Source organism: Flammeovirga sp. SubArs3 (assembly GCF_947387565.1).
GTDB lineage: Bacteria > Bacteroidota > Bacteroidia > Cytophagales > Flammeovirgaceae > Flammeovirga > Flammeovirga agarivorans.
The window spans coordinates 345,062-369,818 of sequence record NZ_CANDOA010000005.1 but is presented as its reverse complement, the minus strand read 5'-3'; the positions used below and the strand labels follow the sequence as shown (position 1 = coordinate 369,818).

The 24,757-nt window shown below is 31.4% G+C and carries 12 protein-coding genes; 8 read left to right on the top strand and 4 right to left on the bottom strand.

Translation table 11 applies throughout. The features are described 5' to 3' along the window. The first annotated feature begins 9 nt into the window (after positions 1 to 9). From QL232_RS16240 to QL232_RS16210, 7 genes are all read left to right on the top strand, one after another. A complete protein-coding gene (locus tag QL232_RS16240; protein WP_281614909.1) occupies positions 10 to 1,743 on the top strand; it encodes a RagB/SusD family nutrient uptake outer membrane protein in 1,734 nt (577 codons plus the stop codon). A gap of 15 nt (positions 1,744 to 1,758) precedes the next feature. Further along, positions 1,759 to 2,661, top strand: a complete 903-nt coding sequence (locus tag QL232_RS16235) for a DUF1735 domain-containing protein (RefSeq protein ID WP_281614908.1) — start codon at positions 1,759 to 1,761, stop codon at positions 2,659 to 2,661. 236 nt (positions 2,662 to 2,897) lie between these two features. Further along, positions 2,898 to 5,975, top strand: a complete 3,078-nt coding sequence (locus QL232_RS16230) for a sulfatase-like hydrolase/transferase (RefSeq protein WP_281614907.1) — start codon at positions 2,898 to 2,900, stop codon at positions 5,973 to 5,975. After that, positions 5,975 to 6,919, top strand: coding sequence for an alpha/beta hydrolase (locus QL232_RS16225; RefSeq protein WP_281614906.1), 945 nt, complete (start codon positions 5,975 to 5,977; stop codon positions 6,917 to 6,919). Before QL232_RS16230 ends, QL232_RS16225 begins: the two co-directional genes overlap by 1 nt. Position 6,920: 1 nt before the next feature. Continuing rightward, positions 6,921 to 8,312 (top strand): sulfatase, encoded by a 1,392-nt coding sequence (locus QL232_RS16220; protein WP_281614905.1) that lies wholly within the window; start codon positions 6,921 to 6,923, stop codon positions 8,310 to 8,312. A 250-nt stretch (positions 8,313 to 8,562) separates the two neighbouring features. Then, on the top strand, positions 8,563 to 11,277 hold the full coding sequence (locus tag QL232_RS16215; protein WP_281614904.1) for a choice-of-anchor D domain-containing protein: 2,715 nt from the start codon (positions 8,563 to 8,565) through the stop codon (positions 11,275 to 11,277). Positions 11,278 to 11,537: 260 nt separating this feature from the next. Next, positions 11,538 to 12,263, top strand: coding sequence for a tRNA-uridine aminocarboxypropyltransferase (locus QL232_RS16210; protein WP_281614903.1), 726 nt, complete (start codon positions 11,538 to 11,540; stop codon positions 12,261 to 12,263). 76 nt (positions 12,264 to 12,339) lie between these two features. On the opposite strand, the gene QL232_RS16205 is transcribed toward QL232_RS16210, so the two are convergent. Continuing rightward, positions 12,340 to 13,452: a TlpA disulfide reductase family protein gene (locus QL232_RS16205; RefSeq protein ID WP_281614902.1), complete on the bottom strand. Its 1,113-nt coding sequence runs from the start codon at positions 13,450 to 13,452 to the stop codon at positions 12,340 to 12,342. A 299-nt stretch (positions 13,453 to 13,751) separates the two neighbouring features. Beyond that, positions 13,752 to 19,556 (bottom strand): CARDB domain-containing protein, encoded by a 5,805-nt coding sequence (locus QL232_RS16200; RefSeq protein WP_281614901.1) that lies wholly within the window; start codon positions 19,554 to 19,556, stop codon positions 13,752 to 13,754. 252 nt (positions 19,557 to 19,808) lie between these two features. Here QL232_RS16200 and QL232_RS16195 point away from each other — a divergent pair, with 252 nt between their 5' ends. After that, positions 19,809 to 20,366, top strand: a complete 558-nt coding sequence (locus QL232_RS16195; protein ID WP_281614900.1) for an outer membrane beta-barrel protein — start codon at positions 19,809 to 19,811, stop codon at positions 20,364 to 20,366. A 118-nt stretch (positions 20,367 to 20,484) separates the two neighbouring features. Here the strand turns inward: QL232_RS16195 and QL232_RS16190 are convergent, their stop codons facing one another. Together QL232_RS16190 and QL232_RS16185 are read right to left on the bottom strand one after the other, a co-directional pair. After that, the gene (locus tag QL232_RS16190; RefSeq protein WP_281614899.1) at positions 20,485 to 21,393 is read right to left on the bottom strand and encodes a DUF1735 domain-containing protein; all 909 of its coding nucleotides are present in this window, start codon (positions 21,391 to 21,393) and stop codon (positions 20,485 to 20,487) included. A 192-nt stretch (positions 21,394 to 21,585) separates the two neighbouring features. After that, positions 21,586 to 24,735 carry an Ig-like domain-containing protein gene (locus tag QL232_RS16185; RefSeq protein WP_281614898.1) on the bottom strand — a complete coding sequence of 1,050 codons (3,150 nt, stop codon included), beginning with the start codon at positions 24,733 to 24,735 and terminating at the stop codon, positions 21,586 to 21,588. Positions 24,736 to 24,757 lie beyond the last annotated feature (22 nt).

Genomic DNA, 24,757 nt, shown 5'->3' with positions numbered 1-24,757 from the left:
GAGTAAGTGATGAAGTTAAATAATAAAATTAGATTAGTATTACTGCTTGGGACTGCTCTATTTTCTAGTTGTTCTAAGTACCTAGAGCCAGATGCAGATAATCAATTATCTCCAGAACAAGTATGGAAAGATCCTGACTTTGCAGAAGGAGTATTGAACTACGTATACAATAAATTTCCTAAATCGTATGATTACCTAGGTAATGATATTTTAGATTGTGCTACAGACAATGCTATATCAAGTCAGGTTGGATCTGAGGTGAGAAATATGTCTTTAGGTGGTTGGAATGCTGACCTTAACCCCATCAATACATGGAATGATTCTTATCAAGCGATCAGAAATATAAATGAGTTCTTAGAGTACGGCTTAAACGAAAAGTATTTTGACTCAACGCAATATACCAACACAATAGAATTTACTTATTTTGATGATCTTGAAACAGATTCTTTGTACCAATGTAGAATGTATGGAGAAGCATCTTTTTTAAGAGCTTTTTTCAATTTCCAATTATTGAAAAATCATGCGGGTAAAGACGAAAGCGGTGCTGTATTAGGCGTACCTATTATCGATACAAGTAGACCTTACTCGGTACATTTACCAAGAAATACTTATGCGGAATGTGTCGATTATATTTTAAATGATCTTGACTCTGCTAAGAAGTACCTCACAAGTGATTACGATAGTCCAAGTTTTGCTATCAACAATGTTGGTAAAGCAAATTTGAATTCGGCATTTGCATTGGCTTCTAAAGTGGCACTATATGCGGCAAGTCCTGCCTTCTATGATAGAACAGGAGGAAATACTCAATCTGAGAATTGGTTAAGAACAGCAATCCTTAGTCAAGAATTCATTGACAAAGTGGGTAGTTTACCTGCTTGGGATCCTGATATGTTTTGGTGGCAAAATAAAGGAAAGCCTATCTTAACGACTTCGAATTCGACTAACGATTTTGAAAAGAAAAACTATCCACCAAGTTTAAATGGTAAAGGTTTTACAAATCCAACACAAAATTTGGTAGATGCATTTCCAATGGAAAACGGTTACCCTATTACTTCTGAGTTGAGTAACTACGATGCCGAAAATCCTTATGAAGGTAGAGATCCAAGGTTTTACACAATGATCATCTATAATGATGCAGTGTTTAGAGGAGACTCAATTGAAACTTTTGTTGGAGGAAAAGACACCGAAGAAAATTACTCGTACTATACTAAAACAGGGTACTATTTAAAGAAATTTGTAAACCCGAACATCTCGTTAACTCCAGGTAGTGAAAGTACTGATCGTCATTACTATGCTTTATTTAGAGAAGTGGAAGCTTACCTAAATTATGCTGAAGCAGCAAACGAATTAGTAGGACCGAATGCTGTTCCTCCGAATTGTAAAATCACAGCATTTGAAGCATTGAAAAAAGTAAGAGAAAGAGCTACCCTAAGCGATCATGCTTACCTAACTGAAGTAGCAAGTCAAGGTAGAGATGCATTTAGAGAACTCATTCATAATGAAAGAAGAATTGAATTAGCATTTGAAAGTCACCGTTTTTACGATTTAAGAAGGTGGGAATATAATTTAGATGTCATCAATACAGCTGCTCAAGGGATCGAAATCACAAAAGGAGAAACGAAGTACTCTTATCATGTAATTGATGTGGAAGAACGTTCATATATGGATTATATGATGTATGGTCCTATCCCTTACGATGAGATCATGAAAAGTAACAATATTGTACAAAATAAAGGTTGGTAGTAAGAATTAAATAATATGAAAGATTTTATAAATAAGTATCTGGTAATCGGCTTATCATTAATAACTTTTACTTCTTGTGAGCCTTACGAAGACTATCTAACAGACTTTGATTATTCTATTGTCTATTTTCCTTATCAACAACCTGTAAGAACTGTCGTTCTAGATAGCGAACAGAAAACAAATGTAGGTGTTGTATTAGGTGGGAAAAGAGAAAATAAAGATAGGGTAGTCACTCAATTTGAAATCAATGAATCTCTGTTGAATGAAACATCTTGGGAACTTCTTCCAGAAGAATACTATACTCTTGGTCATACTTCTGAAATGGTGGTTGAACCTGGTACTTTTCAGGGGTTAGTGGAGATCAATTTTACTGATGCATTTTATGATGATCCTAAAGCGATTACTAACCATTATGCATTACCACTTTTGATCACACAATCTACAGCAGATTCAGTGCTTACAGGTTCTACTGAAAATGGTGTATTGGCGAAGAATTATATGATTCCAGTGTTTAAGTTTATTCATTACCTAGAGGGAAATTGGTACCATCATGGAGTAGATACAAGTTTTGATCCTCAGGGAGATACTTTAGTATCTAATGTGTACAGCCATAAAGACATGGTGAAGAATGATGTTTGGATCTTAAATACTTTAGCGAAAAATAAAGTATCTACCAATGGTATTGGAAGTACAAACAATGGTAGATTACAAATCGATATTTCTTCAGATAATGTAGTAGAAGTGGAGCCTTTTGAAGGTTCACCTATCACAGAAGTAACCAATAATTTATCAGAATATAATGCGAATACTAATGAGTTATATTTAGACTACAACTATTCTGATACCGATGGTATTAAACATCATGTAATGGATACATTAACGTTCCGAAACCTAGATATGGAGTTGGAATTATGGTAATATAATCCTTTAAGTAGAAGAAGGGTATTGGTTCAAAGGACTGATACCCTTTTTTATTGAATAAAAATGAGTACTCATCCAAATTAGTTAAATATCCCCTCCCTAAAAGGGAATTATTTTCTCATTTATTTATACAACACCACCAATTTTGGAGTGTAAGTTATACACTCATGTAAAAAAAGAAATTGACTTACTCACTTATTTTTTAATCATTATATATTGATCATCATTAAAGTATGAATTTCAAGATTATTACTTTTTTACTAATACTAACACACCTATTTCCTCATTTAGGTACAGCAGAGAATGATAAGCCTAATATTCTATGGATCACTTTTGAGGATACATCACCTCATATGATCTACAATAATCAAGCGGCAATAACACCGGTGATGGATAAAATTTCAGAAATGGGTATTCAGTTTAATTCTGCTTTTTCGACAGCTACCATATGTTCTGCATCAAGATCTGCTATTATTACGGGAATGCATGCGACATCTATTGGTACAGGAAATCATAGGGGTAATATTCCTTTTCCAAACTTCATCAAAGGATTTCCAACCTACTTAAGAGACCATGGGTATTATACATCCAATAATCTGAAGACAGATTATAATGTACTTGATGCTTCTGGTTTTACGAATGAAGCTTGGAACGAAAGTAGTGCTACAGCAACATGGAAAAATAGGAAACCTGATCAACCCTTTTTTAGTGTATTTAATCTAATGTATACTCATACAAGTAGAAAGTATGTCAATTCATATAGCAATTACAAAAAGGAAGTATTGGATAATCTTCCTGATGAATTAAAGACAAAACCTGAAGATGCAATAGTACCTCCCTATTTAAAGGATTCGGAAGAAATGAAAGAACACTTCGCCAGGATTTACAATTGTATCAACTATACAGATTATAAAATTGGAGAAATACTCGATGAATTAGAAAAGGATGGACTGACAGAAAGTACAATTGTATTTATCTATTCTGATCATGGCGAAGCCATGCCTCGCGGAAAAGGGAATGGCTTAAACATTGGTCATCAAGTGCCACTTTATGTTTATGTTCCCGAAAAATTTAAAGCATTGGTTGGTATTGACAATGGAACTACATCTGATCGGGTAATAAGTTTTGAAGATTTAGCAGCAACAGTACTTTCATTAACGGGTATAAAAGTTCCTGATTATATGGAAGGAGTAAATTTCTTAGCTAAAAACTATACTAAGGAAATGTATTTTGGAGCTAAAGATGCAGCAGACGAGATTAGAGATATCACAAGAGAAGTAGCAGACAATAACTTTAGCTATTCAAGAGTATATAACACTTCGTTACCTGAGATGAAATTTAAAAACTATACAGGTAAATCGGAATTATATCAAACGGTTAGAAATGATTTATGGAATGGACGATTAAATGATTTTCAAACCTCACTTTTCTATGACCACAGGAAGTATGAAAAACTATATGATACAAAAAATGATCCTTGGGAAATGAATAACCTAGCCGATGATCCTCAGTATAAAGAACAGCTAGAAAAAATGAGGGATTTTTGTAATCAACAGATTTTGGAAACAAGAGATCTTCAGTTTATTCCATATGGGGAAATGATTAATATCTACCTGAAAACGGGGCTCACTCCTTACGAGTTTAAATTTGATGAAGACATATATCCATTAACTAAAATTCTTCCGATAGCCAACTTATCTGGAAAAGGAAAAGAAGTGATTGAAGAACAAATAGAAGCCTTAAATAGTGATATAGATTTAGTACGTTATTGGGCAATTTATGGACTTAGAAATCAACTGTCTAATGTAATTCCCTATCTTAAGGAAGTCGAGGAAATTGCTTTTGATACTCAAGAAAGAAGCTTTATTCGAATTGAAGCGGCCACTATTTTATATCAGCAAACAAGAAACGAAAAAGCTCTTGAATTACTTCAGGAATATGCAAAAGGTGAGGATTTGTTCCATCAGTGGCACTCTTTAAGAAATATACAAGATTACTTCACCAACCAGAATGAATTTACTGGTCTATATGAAGAAGTTATTGATAATCTACCTGCTTCGGATGATATCGATAAATTGTATCGATCGATAAGAAATAATGTGCAAACGACTTGTAAAGGTGCTTTGTATATGATTAATGAGAGGGCTAAAAATAATATTGAAGAAGAAGAAATAACAATTCCTGAAACCAATGGATATGATTGTATGGTGGAAGAAGAAAACTTTGAATCCATATCATTGTCAGAAAATTGGTCCATCATCAACGGAACCGAAAAGGAAGTTTTCGTTGAAAACAAGCACTTGATATTGAATAAGCTTAGTTCTGAAAATTCAATACCTACCATACAATATCAAATAGCAACTGAATTAGATGATAATTATGAACTAAATTTCACTTTTTCTGCTGGTAAAAATCACCTGTCAAATACTATAGATTTTATCTCATCGGAAGGAAATTATATTCTTTCTCTATTGATTGGAGGTGATAACAGATATAATATTTTTTATACAAATTCTATAGAAGGAGAGCAGGTCACAACATTTCTAGATGAAAATGCTTTATTATCAGATAAGTTTGAAAAGAATAAAAACTATAGAGTCAAACTTTCTATTTATGAAGGTAAATCGTTGGATATATATATCAATGGATTATTAGTAGAAAAAGGAGTTAAAGTAATCAATGAAAAAATAGATAAACTGGTTTCTACTTTTAGCAAAGTCTATAAGAATGAAGGTACTATTTACTTTGATGCATTAAACATTAAAAACAAAATAGATTACCAACCTCTAAATGATAAGATTAGTGAAGCCTACACAATTATCAAAGCAATAAGCGTTGGCACTTCAGTAGGTGACTTCCCTCAGACTGCTGTGGATACCTTACTTCTTAACATTGATGATGCAACACTAATTGGCAAAAACTGTAGACCACAATATACAGTGAATGCAACTATAGATTCACTGGATCAAGCAATAAAAGCTTTTCTTTTATCTGAGGTGAAAGAAGAAGAAGAAAATGTAGATCCAGAACAACCTCCTTTAGAAGGTCAAATACCTACTGATATTTATGATTTTAAGAGCTCATGGTTTTTAGGACCAAACCCTTTCGATTCATATTTCTTTGTAAAATTCCAAGAAGCAAAATCTGGAAGAATCTCTATTTATGACCTTTTGGGTAATATTCTTTATCAGGAGTTTATTACAAACCAGAAAAGCATTGATATTAAAACTCTCCATCTTCAAACAGGTGTGTATATCATAAAGTTTGAGTCTCCTACAGATTACTTTACATCAAAAATTCAAAAATTATAATGAAAATATTAGTACACATTTTTCTCCTATTATTTTGTCAAGCTGTAATTGGCCAAAATATATCAATTGAAGCTACTCGTTCCAATGTGGCATATGGTAATGAGCAAGCACAAGTGTTTGATTTTTTTCAAGCTACATCGACAGCACCTACTCCTCTTTTATTTTTTATTCATGGAGGAGCATGGAAAGGGGGAGATAAGAAAGACATCCATCAGAAAAAGTTTTTTCCAGATCTCACGCCTTTTTTAGACAATGGAATATCGGTAATTACTGTGAATTACCGTTTATTGAAGGACGTAGATAATGCTATTTATCCAAAAGTAAGTGTACCAATAAATGATATGCTTAAAGCTTTACATTATGTATTAGATCATGATACTGAATTTAATATCGATAAAAATAATATCGCTTTATGTGGTGGGTCAGCTGGTGCTTGTAGCAGCTTAATCATTGGTTTGAATAGCAGTGTAAGCCATGAAAAAAAGTACAAGCAATTACGAAAATCAATAAATGCAGTTTTTGCGATAAGAGCGCAGACTTCTTTAGATCCGAAAATGGTTAAGCAATGGATTCCAAATAATAAATATGGAGCACTTGCATTTAACCTAGAATTGGAACCAAAAAATAAGAAAGCTAACTATAAAAACTTTCTAAATAATAGGGATGAAATTTTGAAAGAAGTTCATGAATATTCACCCTATGATCTTCTGAAAAAAGGAAAGAGGTACCCTGCGTTATACCTTTACTACCCAAGTTCAATTCAGCTAGAGAATCCTAAAATCAAAGACCCCGTACATTCAGCAAATTACGGTTACTATTTTAATGAAAAATGTAGGGAATTAAATATTCCATGCCAATTGTATACCGCTGAAAATGGTTATGATGAAAGTATTGTGATGAAAGATATTATTAAGGTATTGGTAAAAAAAGATAAGACATTCTAAAATGAAAAAGGTATTATTCATATTATTATTGGGGCTTACTCAGGTAGGATATTCACAAAAACAGTATAATGTAATACAAATTATTGTTGACGACTTAGGTTGGAAGGATTTAAGTAGTTATGGAAGTGATTATTATGAAACACCAGCATTAGACAAGTTTGCTGAAAAATCAATTGTTTATACAAACTCTTATGCATCTTGTAATGTGTGTTCACCTACAAGAGCAAGTATTGTTACAGGAAAGTACCCTGCAAAACTGAATTTGACCGATTGGATTGAAGGATGGAAGATGCCATATGCAAAGTATTCAGTTCCTGAATGGACCATGTACCTAGAAACAAGCCAACAGACCGTCGGTAAATTATTTAAGGAAAACGGATACAAAACAGCTCATTTTGGAAAATGGCATTTAGGGGAAGATGAGGGATACTGGCCAGAAAACCATGGCTTCGATGAAAACCATGGAGGTTGGAGCAAAGGTGCTCCTCATAAAAATAAGAAGAAAGGTTATAATGGTTATTTTATGCCTTACGGAAACCCAAGGTTAAAAGATGGACCTCAGGATGAGTACTTAACTGAGCGATTAGCCAAAGATGTATGCCTTTATATTGAGGAAAATAAAAATGAAAAATTCTTTGTTAATCTATGGTTTTATAATGTACACACACCTCTACAGGCAAGGGCTGAAAAAGTTGATAAATATAAGAACAAAGAGAAAGGCAAATACCATAGTAATCCTACTTATGCAGCCATGATAGAACATGTCGATGAAGCTATCGGTCAAGTATTAAACAAAGTAGAAGATTTGGGTTTGATGGAAAATACTATTATTCTATTTAGTTCTGATAATGGAGGATTAATAGGAAAGCCTAAACGTAAAGTCACTAATAATTTACCATTAAAAGGAGGAAAAGGCACCATTTATGAAGGTGGTATTCGAGTTCCAACAATGATTTATGCACCAAATTTAACACCTAACAAGGTCGACTATGCAGTCTCTTCTATAGACTATTTGCCTACTTTAGCACAGTTAGCACATCTAAAAATTGAAAAGGATGTTCAAGAGCAATGGGATGGTATCTCCATCGTAGAATTCAACCAAACTGAGCATTATTATTCTCGACCATTGTATTGGCATTACCCTCATTATCATAGCCAAGGTGCAGTTCCTCATACTGTTGTTATTCAAGAAGATTGGAAACTCATTCATAATATCGAGAATGGAAATTATGAGCTATACAATTTAAGAGATGATATTGGTGAACAAAATAACCTAGTGAAGTCTGAAAAGGCAAAATTCTCAGAATTAAAGAAAAAGATGAAAGTATGGAAAAAAGAAGTTGGAGCTCAAATGCCGACTAAAAATCCAAACTACAAACCAACGTCTAAGTGATAAAAAAGGGAAAGGTAGAATGTCGCATTCTACCTTACTTTCAATTAAACATATATAATAACCGTCATAATTTGAGTGAGTTATTAATAATTGTCAATTACGAATTAGATCCGTAAAAAGGATGATCTATATGTTGTTATTTCAACACCTATAAATTAATCTTACAAAATAATTTTCAATCTATTCAATCCATTACTACTGAAATTCTGAGAGGTACTAACTCTCCATTTCAACTAAATATCAAAACCTAATGTTAAGAGTAAATTTAACTTCTCTCCATCTTTTATCTATACTAATTTTAGCAACTTCCACCTCAGTGTTATCACAAGGAAAACTAGCTTTGTATACACTGAATGATAAAAATGAAGAAATCGCTTTTTCTAATAATTCCTCTATCAATTTTGGGAATCCTGGTGTTCATCCTTCTTTGATGGCAAGGCAATTAATTATAAAGAATGAATCTGATAATGAAGAACTTATAATTTCAAAAATTTCAATATCAGAAAATAGTGCTTTTACCTTTTATCAGAATGAGGTATTAACTATTCAACCCAAAAATAAAACATCCATTTTCTGTTTCTATAGTCCATCAGATAACATAGATAGAAAAGAATCTACAGTTACATTTACGACGACAGATACTCAAGAACCTGTAGTTACATTTACGACATTAGTAAATGATAAAGAAGGAGAATTATTAATCACTTCGTCCGATTACCCCGTCACAAATAATACGATTGATCTAGGGAATATGGAAATAGGAGAGAGTAAAAATTTCACCTTAAATATGACGAATAATGGAGAAGGTTATATGTATGTGGAACCTCCAATAGTTAATAATAATACCCATCGTTTAGACTATTCGTTTCAAGCAAAAGAAGTATTTGCTCCTGGTGAGAACTATAATAACAACATTTACTTCCAAGCAAAGAAAAAGGGGCCTATACAAGCAACACTTAAACATGTATTGCAACGTGGACAAAAAGATGCGATAGATATTATGATAACAGGAAATGTCTTGGCACCCGTAACAGAAGTTTATTTTGAAGGAAATAAATTAACTACTCAAAACTCTATAGTAAAAGACCCTATTCCACACCAAGTACAGACCTATGATTTTGTGATCAAAAATACTGGAAATACCGACCTTACTATTAATGGAGTAAAAATTGAAGGTGCAGCAAAAAAAGAATATACCCTTTCGAACAGTGGTGTTTTTAAAACGATACCACCCAATGCATCTTTAACTTACACCTTGTCATTAGTCCCTTCAAGTATTGGCCAAAAGGATGTATCCCTAACATTCAATACGACTGACCCTGACCAACCTAAGATTGTCGTAGATTTTTCGACTACTGTGGAAGAGGCTATATTACAATTTGAAGATAAGGAAGGAAATGAGATTGATTATAGATTAGGTTATAATCTACCATCTACCCAAAATGGCACAGTAATACAGGGAGAGCTTTTTATAAGAAATATTGGAAACGTAGCATTAAGTATATCCGATGTAATTGAGATAAATGATAGCTTTGAAGAAATGTCATTTATCCTTTCAGGTAGTACGATTGCTCCTAATGGAAGAGAAAAACTTGATTTTACATTTAAGCCTCATCACAGAAACTATCCTGTAACTTCTTTTCCAATAGATCTTATTTCTAATAATTTTGAAGATAAAGACATTCGACTTGTCGTCAATGGGATTCATAAATTTACCGAAAGTACCTTAACCTACAATGGAAATACCGTGACCGAAGACTATCCCATAGATTTTGGTCGGGTTGATATCAACCATGGTAAGGAGGTGGTCATTCTTGTAGAGAATGAAGGGAATTTACCTGTTACCATCAATAATGTGAATTTTAAGAATCCTCTCCAAACAGATTTTGCAATAAAGAGTTTTACACAAACAGAGATCACTTCAGGCGGAAAAGGAGAAATCAAAGTCATCTGCAATACAAGCAAATTTAATGAGTTGATTGATGTCGTGCTTTCTGTTGAAACCAATGATTATTTATATCCTATTCAGACTGTAAAACTGACAGCTAATCCTGTAAAATCAGATCTTTATATTAGTAATCCATCAGGTACAATGGCCGTTTGGGATGGAGATACCGAAAAATTTGGAAGTTTAACTATCGATCAAGATCGTGAATATACCTATGTGTTAAAAAATAGGGGAGGAGCTCCATTAAATATACAATCATTGGTTATGGCAAATACAGATAAATTTGACCTCAATTTTGAAACACCACAGTTCCCTATCCAACTTGCACCTCAAGAAGAAGTAGAAGTAAAAATGAAAGCTACCTCTCCAAAAGTTCCAGGGACATTTTCAACGAAGGTCGAAATAAATACGGATGAACCAAATAGAAATAGATTTACTTTTTATGTTGAGTTTACCAATAAGGTACCTGTTATTGAGGTGAGTAGTCTAGATGTTATAACTACAAATACAACAATAGATTTCGACAAAATTGAGTCCTATCAACTGACCTTGAAAAATATTGGAAATGAAATTCTAGAATTGGATAACGTAAACATTAATAATAAGGCATTTACGACCGAGTATAATCAAGAAATCACTTTTCTACGACCAGAAGAAACATTGGATATCACAATTCATTATAATGAAAAGCAAAACACAAATAATGTAGGTGTATTTTCGATCGCCTCAAATGATATTAATATACCAAATTTCACACTCTACTTGGCTGAGAGGAAATCTACAGTGACGAATATTCATCAGGAAAAAAATACTATTAAGGTGTTTCCAAATCCTGCTACTGATCTATTGACAATTCAAGGACTAGAGAAAACATCTCAAATACATATTGTCAATCTTCAGGGTATATTAATGATGGAATGTTGGAGTGATAGAACAGTCAATATTAGCCACCTTCCGTCTGGAGTCTATATTTTACAAATAGAAAAAGGGAGTACTATTAAGTTCATTAAAAAGTAAACATTTATACATCATCAGATGAAATCAAAAAAGCTGAAGGAAGAACCTTTGGCTTTTTTGTTAAATTAAACAATCGAAGGAAAATACTTTTCGTTGGTACATCACCAATAAACAAATATTTCAAATAAAGCTTTTGCTTCAACTTTGAAAATAATTAAGTTAGCAGCCGAATTCAATTTATGACCTTTTGAACTGTAATAAAGTTTAGCCTTTTTATTCTTTATCGTACTGTTAGGGTCAATTAAAAAAAGATATTTACTTTGCGCGTTGATATAGAAAATCCTAGAGTCAAATGTTATAAATGTATGAGACCTTCTGTCTCATGTATTTGTAAATACACAAAACCTTTACAAACAAAGACTCGTTTTGTCATTCTTATGCATCCTATGGAATATAGAAAGGAGAAAAATGGGACAGGGCATATGACAAAACTTCAACTTGAAAATTCAGAAATTATAGTTGATGTTGATTTTACTAATAATAAACGCGTCAATGAAATTCTAACGAAAGAAGCCAGTAGTTCTTTCTTACTTTATCCAGGAAAAGAGAATTTCAATTTATCAGAAAGAAGCAGTACTGAAATCAATACTTTTTTGGGTGATGCTCCACATCTTTTTATTCTTGATGGTACATGGCCTTGTGCTCGTAAAATGCTTAGACTAAGTAAAAATTTACAAGCCTTACCAAGAGTAAGCTTTGACAATAAGATAAAATCAAAATTTATTCTTAAACAACAGCCAGAATCACTTTGTCTTAGTACAATTGAGTCGGTCCATACAGTACTCAACCTACTTAATAAAGCCGATGTAGAGCAATGCGAAACTACAGACTTTCTACTTCCATTTGAAAAAATGATTGAGTACCAAGTCGAGTGTATCCTTAATCCCAATAATAATCACTACCGCCCAAACAAGAAAAAAGGACTTAAGGCCAAAAATATCTATAAAAAAGATTCTGAGAGAAACATTATTTTTGAGAAGGAGTAGGGGACTTAATCATAGTTTTACATACTAATATTCTTTTAAACTACAGTACTTATTCGAATAGAAATAGGAGGTTAAATTAGATTAACATTTGGGATATTACATCATATAAATCATCACTATATCCATAATACTGGTTTATTACATTTCCATCCTTGTCTAATAATAACAGAGTTGGAAAGACTTTAATATTATAATTGTTAGTTATTTCATTTGTTGAATCATTCAGTATTTTATATTGAATTTTATAATGTTTTTTTAGCTGATTGATTTTTTCTTCATTATCATCAAAATCAATCATAACTATATCTAAAACATTATTAAAGTCATTATGTAAATTTGAAATTATTGGTATTGATAATAAACAGGGGTAACAAGAAGAATAAGAAAAATCTAGTAGAGTATATTTTTTATGATAGTTATAATCAAGTTTATAATTTTCATTAATACTTAAGTCAATTATCTCATCAGTATCTTTAGTGTAAATTGTAATAAACTCCTCAATATTTTGTGATGTAAATAACTTTTTATCAAGTTCATCAAAACTATAATCAGATATTTCTTTTATAATATGTTGTTTATCAGGCTTGCCTAAAAAATTAGCTTTACTAATTTCTTCATATTTTTCTATAATATTATTGCCTTTATTTATTGTAAATATATATTCGATACTATTTATTTTAATGGGAGAATTACTCTTGTTTTCAAGAGTAGTATTAGTTTTAGTTATAACTCTATAAAAATTCCCTGAATCTAATAATGTAAATACAGTTGTAGAATCCAGCACTCTTTTTAATATCTTCTCATTATCTGTTATTGGTGGATATGTTCTTGAAATATCACTTCTATAATCTTCATTTTTAGCTTTATACTGTTTGTTATTTAAGATCTCAGCTTTTGATTTAGAATAATCTATAGAAATAATTCCTGTATCAATACCTATTACTTTATCATTTCCAGCTTCAAAAATATAATTGATTATTGAGTCATTTTCATTTTTCAGTATTGTTCCTTTTTGTATAATACCACTATAAATCGTAGTATCTCCCAAATATTTAGTAGCTATAGTAACTGTAAATTTACTGTTTTGATGTTTTTGTGTATTGGTTAAAGCATTTAATAAAATATCTTTTGGTTCTATATTTTTAGAGCATCCAAATAGTAAAAGAATAAAAAAAATTGAGTATTTCATATTTTATTATCTTGAATAATCACATCTAGTAAACCTAAAACCTGAGCTTTCTAAAGTAACTTAAGGATAGTTTTTAGTTACCAATTCTGCATTAATTTAGCAAAAGACAAATGATATAATCCTACAGTTCAGTTAGTAATATACTATGTCTCAAAATTAAGACCCTAACTTTTTATATATAATCACCTAACAATACTATAAAATAGTAATAGGTGTTAACAGTTAATTTCTAATACAAGTTTTTTGAATTCAAACTCTATCTCTATTTAACATAATAAATATTATTTTATTTTATAGCGTTAGAAAATGCCTATTTTCTCAACAAGAACTTTCTTGGTACTATTGTTTTTTAGTATCACTGTATATATACCATTAGGTATTTTTTGTGGTATTAAAAATTTACTTTGGCTAGTTAGATCTTGATCTAAAATGGAAAATACTTCCTGTCCACTTACATTAATCAATTTAATATCAAATAAACCTTGATGATCATTTTCATAAAGATTAATATTTAAATATCTATCAAAAAGAAATATTTGATTACTGTTATACTTTGCATCATCAAGTGATGTTAACACAGACTCAATAGCAATATTAATGTACCCAGTGTTATCAGAATAATTTGATTCTAATCTATTATTATCGTCATTTATTTTGTAAATGACGTAATAATCATTTTCAATACTAGAAGTCGGTAATTGAATATTTATAGTATCAGATAGAGACGATTTATATTGCAAAAAGTTTACTCTATCATTAGCTATAATAAGTTGGTCAGAATCATCGTAAATTGAATCTAAAGACAAATAAAAATGGGTCGAAATAGTATCCATGATGAAGGGATTATGATACTCTCTATTCACTGTGTATGGAATTGATATACTATTTTGATTATTCTTAACTGCAATATCTTCAAATTCACTTATATAAAAGTTCACTAATTCTTTATATACTCTGATATAGCCAAGATTATCAGTTAAAGTATCTCCAAATATTCTTTTATTCTCATCCAAAGAATATCGAATATAGTAACTAGACCTTCCTGATTCAGGATAGTTGAATGTTAAGTGATAAATAGTTGTGTCGTTTACTGCTATTCTAGAAATTTTATCCTGTTTAAGATCATGATAATATTGATCCTTATATCCAGACCATGAAATATTTATATCAATTGAATCATCACCTATATAATGCCCATTATTTGTTATCGGTATTTCAATATCAATAGGATTATTAATGTCTTGGGGATAAACTTCAATAACTTCATTGATATATTTATAGTTTGGATAACCAAGATTTAATTTAAGAAACTTATAATTATCTACTTTATCTATTTCATAAATTTTATTATCGTAATTCACTTTAGTTTTTAGATAAAATGAACTTGTATTTTCATAGATTGGTCTTGGAATAGACACTTTACCACTAATAACTTCATTTGATTTTATTTGTACATTTATTTTTTTGAGAGGTAATTCATATGAGTTAATAAGTGTATCCCTTGAACTAAAAAAAGAAATATCTATTGAGTCATATTGAAAGTCTGACTTATTAAAAATCTCATAATTAATCAACAAACTATCACCTAAAATCGAATCAACAGATGAAACTTTATTAAGAATAATATTGGGATATTCTACATGAATAGTATCAACACCAATGTTATTTAAATTATTACTTTCTAGTATTGTTTTGTCTTCATCTATAATATATAAGATGTAATATTTGTCATAAAGTAATTCAAAAGGTTGGTCTATAACTAAAACTGTATCAATTGCTTCACCTTCTTCTACTCTATTAAAATTTAGATTTTCAATTTTTAACCGTTTGTAAAAATTTAAATTAGAAGATAAATATACAGATACATCTACGCTATTTCCATCTGCTTTACCTTGATTCGAAATGCTAACTGGTAGAGTAAAAGATTCATGAGACTTCATAAATAAATCCCTTGAATCATCTAAAAGTGTCAAATCAGGAAGTTCATATAATATTTGAATTGATCCAATGTTATCATTTTCTTTTTGTTCAATAAGTTGATCACTCGCATCAATTTTATAAAATATATAATGTTTTTCTTGCGTGATATTTTTCAAGTTTGGGATAGTTATAGTTTTATTGATCTCTGAAAAACTACTCACCTCCTGTTCGAGAAAATCGATTATTAAAGTATCATTTTCATCAAAAATACTATCTGTTGACCAATAAAATGATGTATTAGTAGGGACACCATTTATTGAAGTATTATTAATAATATTATAGTTAATATCTAAAGATTCATCACTTGGTGAAATTGATTTGACTTGTGGGGTATCATTAATACTGTAGTTTATACATTCATCAAAAATCACTTTTATTTTATGTAAGTTATTGTCTTCATTCAATTCAAAATATTGATTATCACCATCAATTTTAATGAATAAATAGTAAATTAATGAATCTAAGTCTCTAGGGTATTTAAGTGTAATATCGAAGTTATTAACTTTAAGATCGTTTACATCATTTATTTCTTGTATATAAAATAAACTATCATTCTCATCTAGTGTTTCATCTAATGACCAATAAAAGTAACTATTAATTAATCCTCCAGAGATATTTCCATTATTAGAGATAGAATATTCGAGTTCAAGTTCAGGGTTTTCAATATTAGTCTCAATTATGTCTGTATCTGCTACCAATTCATAATCAAGTTCAAAAGCCTCCACCTTAAAGTTGTCAATTTTAATTCCTTTTTCAACCTGTGCTCCCCAATATTTCCAACTTGATCGATAGATAAATCTAAACATTACAGATGATTCACCTCCTAAAAATGAGATATCTATTTTTCTTGGTAAAAGTTCGAATTGATAGTCTCCCCAGCCTGATTGATTGATACCATCAATCTTTTTAATATTATACCAATTTAATGCTGTCCCTTTCTTATCATTAAGGTTTTGCCAATTTTTGCCTCCATCGGTAGAGTACTCAATAGCTCCACCCATCTCGGGTCCTCCCATACATGCTAGTTCAAAAGATAGTATTATCTTACTTTTTTCTGAGAAATTGAAATTAGGTGTTTCCAAATAATTTGTTGGGACAAAAGTTAGACTTTGCTCACTTTTAACTTGGTCTGCAAACATAACTCCTGATCTAAGCCCAGATTGTTGACGATATTCATGTGGAGCTAATAAATTTCTAAACCTAAAATGACTTTTATATCCTGATGATGAAATGCTATAACCTGTCCAACCATTTACAACAGTATCCTCAAATGTATTAAAATATGGGTAATCTAATATGCCAGAAAGGTTCAAAGGCCATACACCAATATTATCATCTTCATTAGTTTCCTTTACAAGGTTACCATCATCAATAGAGTAAATAATATAACTATAGTCTTCTAAATTAATTCCTTCAATAGGGAATTGTAGATTAAAATATTCTTGACTTCCTGGTTTAATTAATGGGACCATTTCAACGGCAAGTTGAAGAGCTGAATTATTTAAAATACTATCCTTAGCTAAATAAAATTTAATGTCTGTTTTTTCAGTGATATAATTACCTTCATTAAAAATTTTAAATTCTAGATCAATATGATCAGTTTTAGGGCTAAGATATAATGTCTTATTAGTGCTCACTTTTAAATTTTTCCACTTTTCCTGGATTTTAAAATTATCAATTAAAGCTCCCTCACTATATGAAAATTCTGGAGTAATGAAATCATAACGAAATTTCACATTCCTTTTACCTTTTAAGAACGCTATGTCTAAGATTTGTTGTTCAGCATTAATTGCATCCCTTGTTTTATAATCTCTAGAATTTATAAATGACTTCTCCTGATTTTGATAATGTATTTTTGAAATACTATACCCATCTTGGTAGTCTTTACCATTTGAAGAATTAAAATATGATTTGTAATACCACCCTTTAAATGAAGTATTTGTTGTATCAAGAAGGCTCCAAGTAAAACCATTATCCGTAGAATAGCTAAGGTTTAAGTGAGGTTGATTATAAGTGTATATAGTGTTAGAGTAATTATCATACAATAAGTCAAACTCTAATACAGGATTGTCTATCTCACTTAAATCAAAAGTTGGTGTATAAAGTCTCATAATAGAATTAGATGAAACTGGACCATTTGGTTTTGTAACCAATCCCTTTCCTTTATTCCACTTTAGTTCCCCTTCAGTACTCATGGCATGTTCCCAATCATCTTTACCAAATAAAGATGTGTGATACCATCCTTCAGTTTCTTTTTCAAAGTCTATACTATATGGTGTTTTTTGTATAGCATTTATATGTACCGGAGTGACTAAGATATTATTTCGATCCCAAATCTCTTCTACTAAATTATCAGGATCAATTTTAGAAATTAAATAATATACCCCAATACTATCGGTAGGAAGATCAATTAATAACGTATCAATTTTATTTTCATTTGCTAATAAACTTTCAATACTAGAACTAAAAAGTAATGAATCAGTATTGTCAAGTTTATCATCGTTAGACCAATAAAAATTTGTTGTAAAGCCTTCAGCATCTACTAATCCATTGTTTTTATAGATTAATGGTACTTGATGAGTGCTTCCATCATTATACGCAAAAATTTCACTCTGTGGAATGATCAATAAATCGGCTAATGGTTTTCCTACGTAGAAATCATCAATAGCCACATCACCATAAATGTAATTTGGGTAATTACTTGCTCTATATAATTTAAAATAAAACTTTATGTTTTCACCATAAAATGTGGAATCTATTAGAGTTGAGAAATGGTTCCATTCATTATTATTTTTTAAATCTAAACTATAACCCTTGTCAAACTTATAAGAAAATTTATATTCTTCATATGGATATGTTGGTGATTTTTTAATATTAAGTCCTAAACTAACTTTATCTTCAAAGATTCCAGGTTGATAATTAAAATAAATGCTTACCATCTTTTGATCTTTCCCAGATAAATCCAATGATGGGGACTCAAGCGTACTCAGTGACTCATTTTTGGAATAATAAGTCATATCTGTATACATAATATTTTCGCGTGAATTGGCACCTACATATTTTGACCCTAATACATGATCTCCATGAAACCAAACTGAATCCTCTTTAAAATTTTGATTCATAGATTTCCAAAATGTATCACTATTCTGAAAAACATCCTTATAAGGTAATGAATAAACAGTATCAACTGAGAAAGGCATTGTAGATATATTATCATCTATATTTGTTTCAAATGCAATAGAATCAGGAATTAGGAATGCATGTAGATAGTAATTTCCTACATTTAATTTTTCAGGTAAACTATATTTGTTTTTTAAATTTTTTATCGAATTGCTTTCAGCTAAAAGTATTGATTTATTGATATCAAAACGTTCTTCAGTGGATAAATAAATATTTACTTTTCTACGAGAAGAATTATCTCCTACTAATCCATGATAGTCAAAAGAATACGACCCTATAATTGAAGTATCATTAATAGTAATATAATTATTAGGGTGATTATTACCTTCATAATTCCTTTCTAATTCTGATATTTTAAAATCATCAATTAACCACCCTTCACTAGAAGGTGAAATATTTACTCCAAAACGAAATCTCACCTTATCTTCCCCTTTTAGAAAAGTACAATTATAGGCTGATGAATGGATTCTATCTGATTGTAAACCACTCCAACCATAATAATATCCATTATTAGAATGTTTGTACATCCAAAGGTTTTTTTCACTTAAATCATCCAATAATAATTGCCAACTTTCACCTTCATTAATGGAATATTCAATATAACCCCAATTGGTAACATAAAAATGAAAACTATGTGTAAAGCTTAATACATAATTTGATGAATCAGAAAAATTGAAATCAGGTGTTTCTAAATAATACCTTCCTGTAGAAGTAGGTCTTCCATTTATATTTGTCCCCCATGCCTTAACACCAGAGGAATGTTTATTTAAAATATAACTAGTTGGTGTACCCAATTCCCAAACCTTAATATCATCATGTAGAGAATATGAAGTCCAAGTTATTGAATCTTCTTCTTCAAAATCATTGAAATATGGAAGATTTATTTGAGCCACTGATACATTAAATAATAAAAAAAAGAATACTGATGATAATATTTTATTCAAAATTGAAGGAGTTTGCTTTAACTGAAAGTTGATATTTATTTAAATTTAAAAAAAAATATGTAATTGTGCAGTTCAATTTTTACATAATACTTTTCAAGTTTTCTTATCCTCTTCTAATCCTTTCAATTAACAAAACCCCTTTATTGATTTCCTTGTTATCTAACTTGAAACGGTTTGCTATCATATTCTACATATAGTTTTAGGGATTATGACTCCCCTTTTCCCTATTAAGAGAAATAACAAAAAAACACAATGAAAAATATTTTAGCTTTAGTCGTCGTGGTTCTCTTAGCTTGTTCCGTCAATGCACAAGATAAATGGAGTATGAATGTCAATGGGGGATTCTCTTTCGTTCCTGATGTTGGCAGTGATAAATGGTATGGAGTTGGTGTTGGTTTGGAATTTAAAGCATCAAACAAAACCTACTTATTTCTTGACAACAAAGTATCGTTATCAGGAAAAAGGAAATATAATGATGTAGAACTACCCAAAAATACACAAGGAAACAACCTAATGATGTCTTACTTATTTAATCATACTTTGGGAATAAAATTTATTCTACCAAATGAAGACTTCTTTATTAGAACTGGTGTCACTACATCTCATGGAAGAATACAAAACGAAATTCAAACAGGGGTATATAATAATGATAATTCCATGTATTTAGGCTGGATGATAGGTTTAGGATATCAATTGAAGAGACTCTCCTTTATGGCAAATTACAGTTACCAAGCAAGAACATCCAATACTCCCTATCAGCCTCAATCACTAAATACCTTTAATATCAGTGTAGCATATAAATTATTCTAATTAAAGTATTTATCAGATGGGACGATTATATGTAAACAAGGAGAATTATTTAAGATTATGGGAGTTTAGTTCTCCATTAAAATAATAAAGAGAATCAAGTTATTTGTAAAGTGTAAATCTATTCACTTACCTCCCATAACTCTAATGTTATATCAAGATTTCTGAATGTTAGGGTATCTTTTACTTGATGTCTATAACCATCTAGATCTTGGTAATTGTAATCTAGAAATAAAACTTTTTCATCTTGCTGATAGCGGGCCATATTGGTTGTGATTTCTTGAATATTTGAAACCTCTGTGGGAGAAATTATCACTTCTTCATTGTTTCCAAAGTGGAGTATTATTTCCCCATTTTCAGCACCACCTACAGTATTTGTAGAGATTTCATACCTAGATTTCGTTTTGAAGAAGGTCACTTTATTTTTTACTAGATCTTTGTTCCTGTATACTTGATGATAAAGCGTATCTCCATTTGTATTCAACATGATATCTTCTCCTTGATGATACCAATTGCCTTCTAATGTATTGATGTATTTAAATACTGGAATCATATAATCCCTTGAAGCTACACCCCTATCTGTATCTCCAACAATAATTGAATCAGCGGTTGAACTTAATATCTTAAATGGTAATGCATAATAATTAGCTAGAGTAAGGGTATCTTGATAGAATAAATCATTCAATTTTACTTCAATTAACCCTTGGAAGGAACCTGGTTCTATAATCATTTCTGAATCATGCCCTAAAGTATAATATTCATTGGGTAATAATTTCCATGGGGTATTTTCTAATAACTCAGGTTGTATTTCGAATTTAGAAATAATTCGCTTTTCGTTTTCTCTCACCCCTCCTAATACTACACCTACATGGATTTTCTCTTCACTATCTACAATGGATGTTCTCACAGGTCTTTGGTAGGGAAAGTATACTGTTGAATAATCAAAGTCAGTAAGGTAATCTTCGTAAGACTCACAAGAACTAAGTCCAAAAATAGAAAGTATGACGAAAAATAACCTCTTGTAATTCATATCAATTATTATGTTTACTGCTAAACAGTTTTTTTACATTTCAATAATACAATTTTAAATGTTTTGTATGTGTACATCAAAGAAAATTTATACGATCAAAATAGAAAAAGGCTAAGCAAATATGCCTAGCCTTTAACTGATTTTACACGAATTAATATAACAACAAATGAGTATATCGTCAATAGATTCTTATTAATGGAATAGGACTTTATTCGTCAGACGATCCTTAGAACCATTAATGCTTAAAAGGTATAATAAATTCTTTTTGAATCTAAATGGAAATTCGAAAGTTGAATTCGCTCCAACAATTACGGTCTCTTCAAATAAGACTTTACCTGTTAAGTCCATAATTAAAATTAATACTTGTTGATTTTCCTGAGCATTCTCACTAATGATTACTTTATTAAGAGTAGTTTTAAGTGATAATGAAGTGGTAAGATGATTATCAATATTTGTTACCTGCGGAGCTTCTACAGTGATCGTAACTGTTGCTGTTTCACTATCTTCTGTGCCATCATTTACTTTAAAGGTAAAAGTATCCTCGCCTACAAAATCAGCATCAGGTGTATATGTAACATTAGGAGCTTCACCCGATAATGTACCGTTTTCGGGTTGACTTACTATAATATATGAAAGTATATCTTCGTCTGCATCACTGCCGCTTAAAGTAATATCTACCGTCTCTCCTGAAGTAACTGTTGTTGTGACAGCATTCGCTACTGGGGCCGTATTTACAGGAGTTGCTGCTTCTACTGTGATCGTAACTGTTGCTGTTTCACTATCTTCTGTGCCATCATTTACTTTAAAGGTAAAGGTATCTTCGCCTACAAAATCAGCATCAGGAGTATATGTAATATTAGGAGCTTTACCCGATAATGTACCGTTTTCGGGTTGACTTACTATAATATATGAAAGCATATCTTCGTCTGTATCACTGCCTGTCAATGTAATATCTACCGTCTCTCCTGAAGTAACTGTTACTGTACCGGTATTCGCTACTGGGGCCGTATTTACAGGAGTTGCTGCTTCTACTATGATCGTAACTGTTGCTGTTTCACTATCTTCTGTGCCATCATTTACTTTAAAGGTAAAGGTATCTTCGCCTATAAAATCAGCATCAGGTGTATATGTAACATTAGGGGCTTCACCCGATAATGTACCGTTTTCGGGTTGACTTACAATCATATATGAAAGTATATCTTCATCTGCATCACTGCCTGTCAATGTAATATCTACCGTCTCTCCTGAAGTAACTGTTGCTGTACCGGTATTCGCTACTGGGGCCGTATTTACAGGAGTTGCTGCTTCTACTGTGATCGTAACTGTTGCTGTTTCACTATCTTCTGTACCATCATTTACTGTAAAGGTAAAAGTATCTTCGCCTACAAAATCAGCATCAGGTGTATATGTAACATTAGGAGCTTCACCCGATAATGTACCATTTTCGGGTTGACTTACTATCATATATGAAAGTATATCTTCATCTGCATCATTGCCGCTTAAAGTAATATCTACCGTCTCTCCTGAGGTAACTTTTGCTGTAACGACATTCGCTACAGGGGCGGTATTTGGGAGCCCTTCAACAGTTACAGAAATTGTTGCGACATCACTATATTCAATACCATCAAATGTTTTAAATGTAAATGTATCTTCACCTTCGAAATCAGTATTTGGCGAATATGTCAGCTGAGGTAAATCACCCGATAGAATACCGTTTTCTGGTTGATCTATTATGATATATGATATTTCATCATCAGAAGAATCACTCCCTTCCAATGTAATAGAGAGATCTTCATTAAAGTTAGTTGTATATGAAGCAACTTTTGCTGTTGGCTTCGAATTATTTACAAATACCTGATTCAAAGCTTCAATTTCTACTCGCTTTATTTCTAATTCTTCGGGAGTTTTCGATTCATCAAAGGCAAAATCTACACCCGCCTGAAGAGTTGTGATATACCTATCAATTGCTTCTTGTGAGTATTTTCCTTCGCCTACCTCTGCATTGATAAATAAATCCTGACCAGCTAGCAATTCTTGTACTAATGAATAAGCATTCGTTGGAATTATTGTTCCTCTAATCGTTAAGTGATCGAAAGTAATTCTTTCTTTTTGAGAAGTCCCGTCTATATTTCCTGTTCTATTCGCTGAAATTAGAAATGAATGTTCTCCATCAAATACAAAATTATCTTTAAAGAAAACAGATGCATAGTTAATCCCTTTAACGCTTTCTCCCCAAACACCAAGTCCAGCCAAAATAGTAGTACCAAATTCAAAATGATTATTGTCTACTTTTATACCTGCTCCATCTCTAGTAGCATCTCTGTAAACAGCTGTTCTGTGTGCTCTAGACGAACCAAATTCACCTGAACCAGCTACTTTATATTGATAATTATGGATCATAGCCTTATAACCATCACTTGCCACTAAAGAATAAGCAAGCCCTGTGCGGTTTGTTGGGCTATAGCCTAAGTTATTATCATTATCTGCCAAAACTAAAGTAAACGTATTTTCTTTTTTATTTTGAGATGAACCTTTTTGTCTGTAAGCTTCCGTTCCATTGATTTTATTAGGATTGGAAGAAACAGCTTTCATTTGGTCTGTATTGTCACCGTTGTTTTGATTAAAGGCATACTCCACTTTAAAGTTGGGCAAGTTTAAACCTTGAACATATTCGCCTTCGATCACTACTTGATCTACAAACCAATTAAATTTGTCATCTTCATAGACGCCACCCCCATCTTCCTCAGGAATTGGGTTTCCTCCTACTCTTTCCCCTCTACCTGTTAAATACACTGAGATCGATTCCTTATTCTGAGCATAATTAAATCCTTCTCCTGGAATATACTCTGTTTCTGTGTATTGATCAGAAAACAAGATATTATCAGAAGATTGGTTACTATCTGTATTATCTGGTGTTGCTCCATTCAAAGCCGTTCCTATTCTAAATCTATAGGTATCACCATTCCCTTCTTCGTCAATAGCATTTGGGTCTCCAGCTATTTCAGATTTTTGGATAACGCTTATTTTATTGATTTTGAATTTTACACCACTTGCAGTATGAATATCAAACCTGAAAAAGGTCGTCTTATAATTCGTTGCATTGTTATTATCGATTTCTGTTTGAGCAACTACCCTATCAGTATCGTCTTTAACAGTACCAATTTTATTCAATTTTGTACCACCAATAATAGCCCTTTGTGGGTAGATAATATTGGAAGAAGAAAGTCCTGTAGTTTGTCCATCAAAACGATTATCGAAGGAGTAAGTAATGGTCACTGGGCTCTGAGCAAAGCTTGTGTAAGCCAGTATTAATGAGCAAAAAAGTAATAATATCTGTTTCATAAAAAAATGATAGTTCGTACAA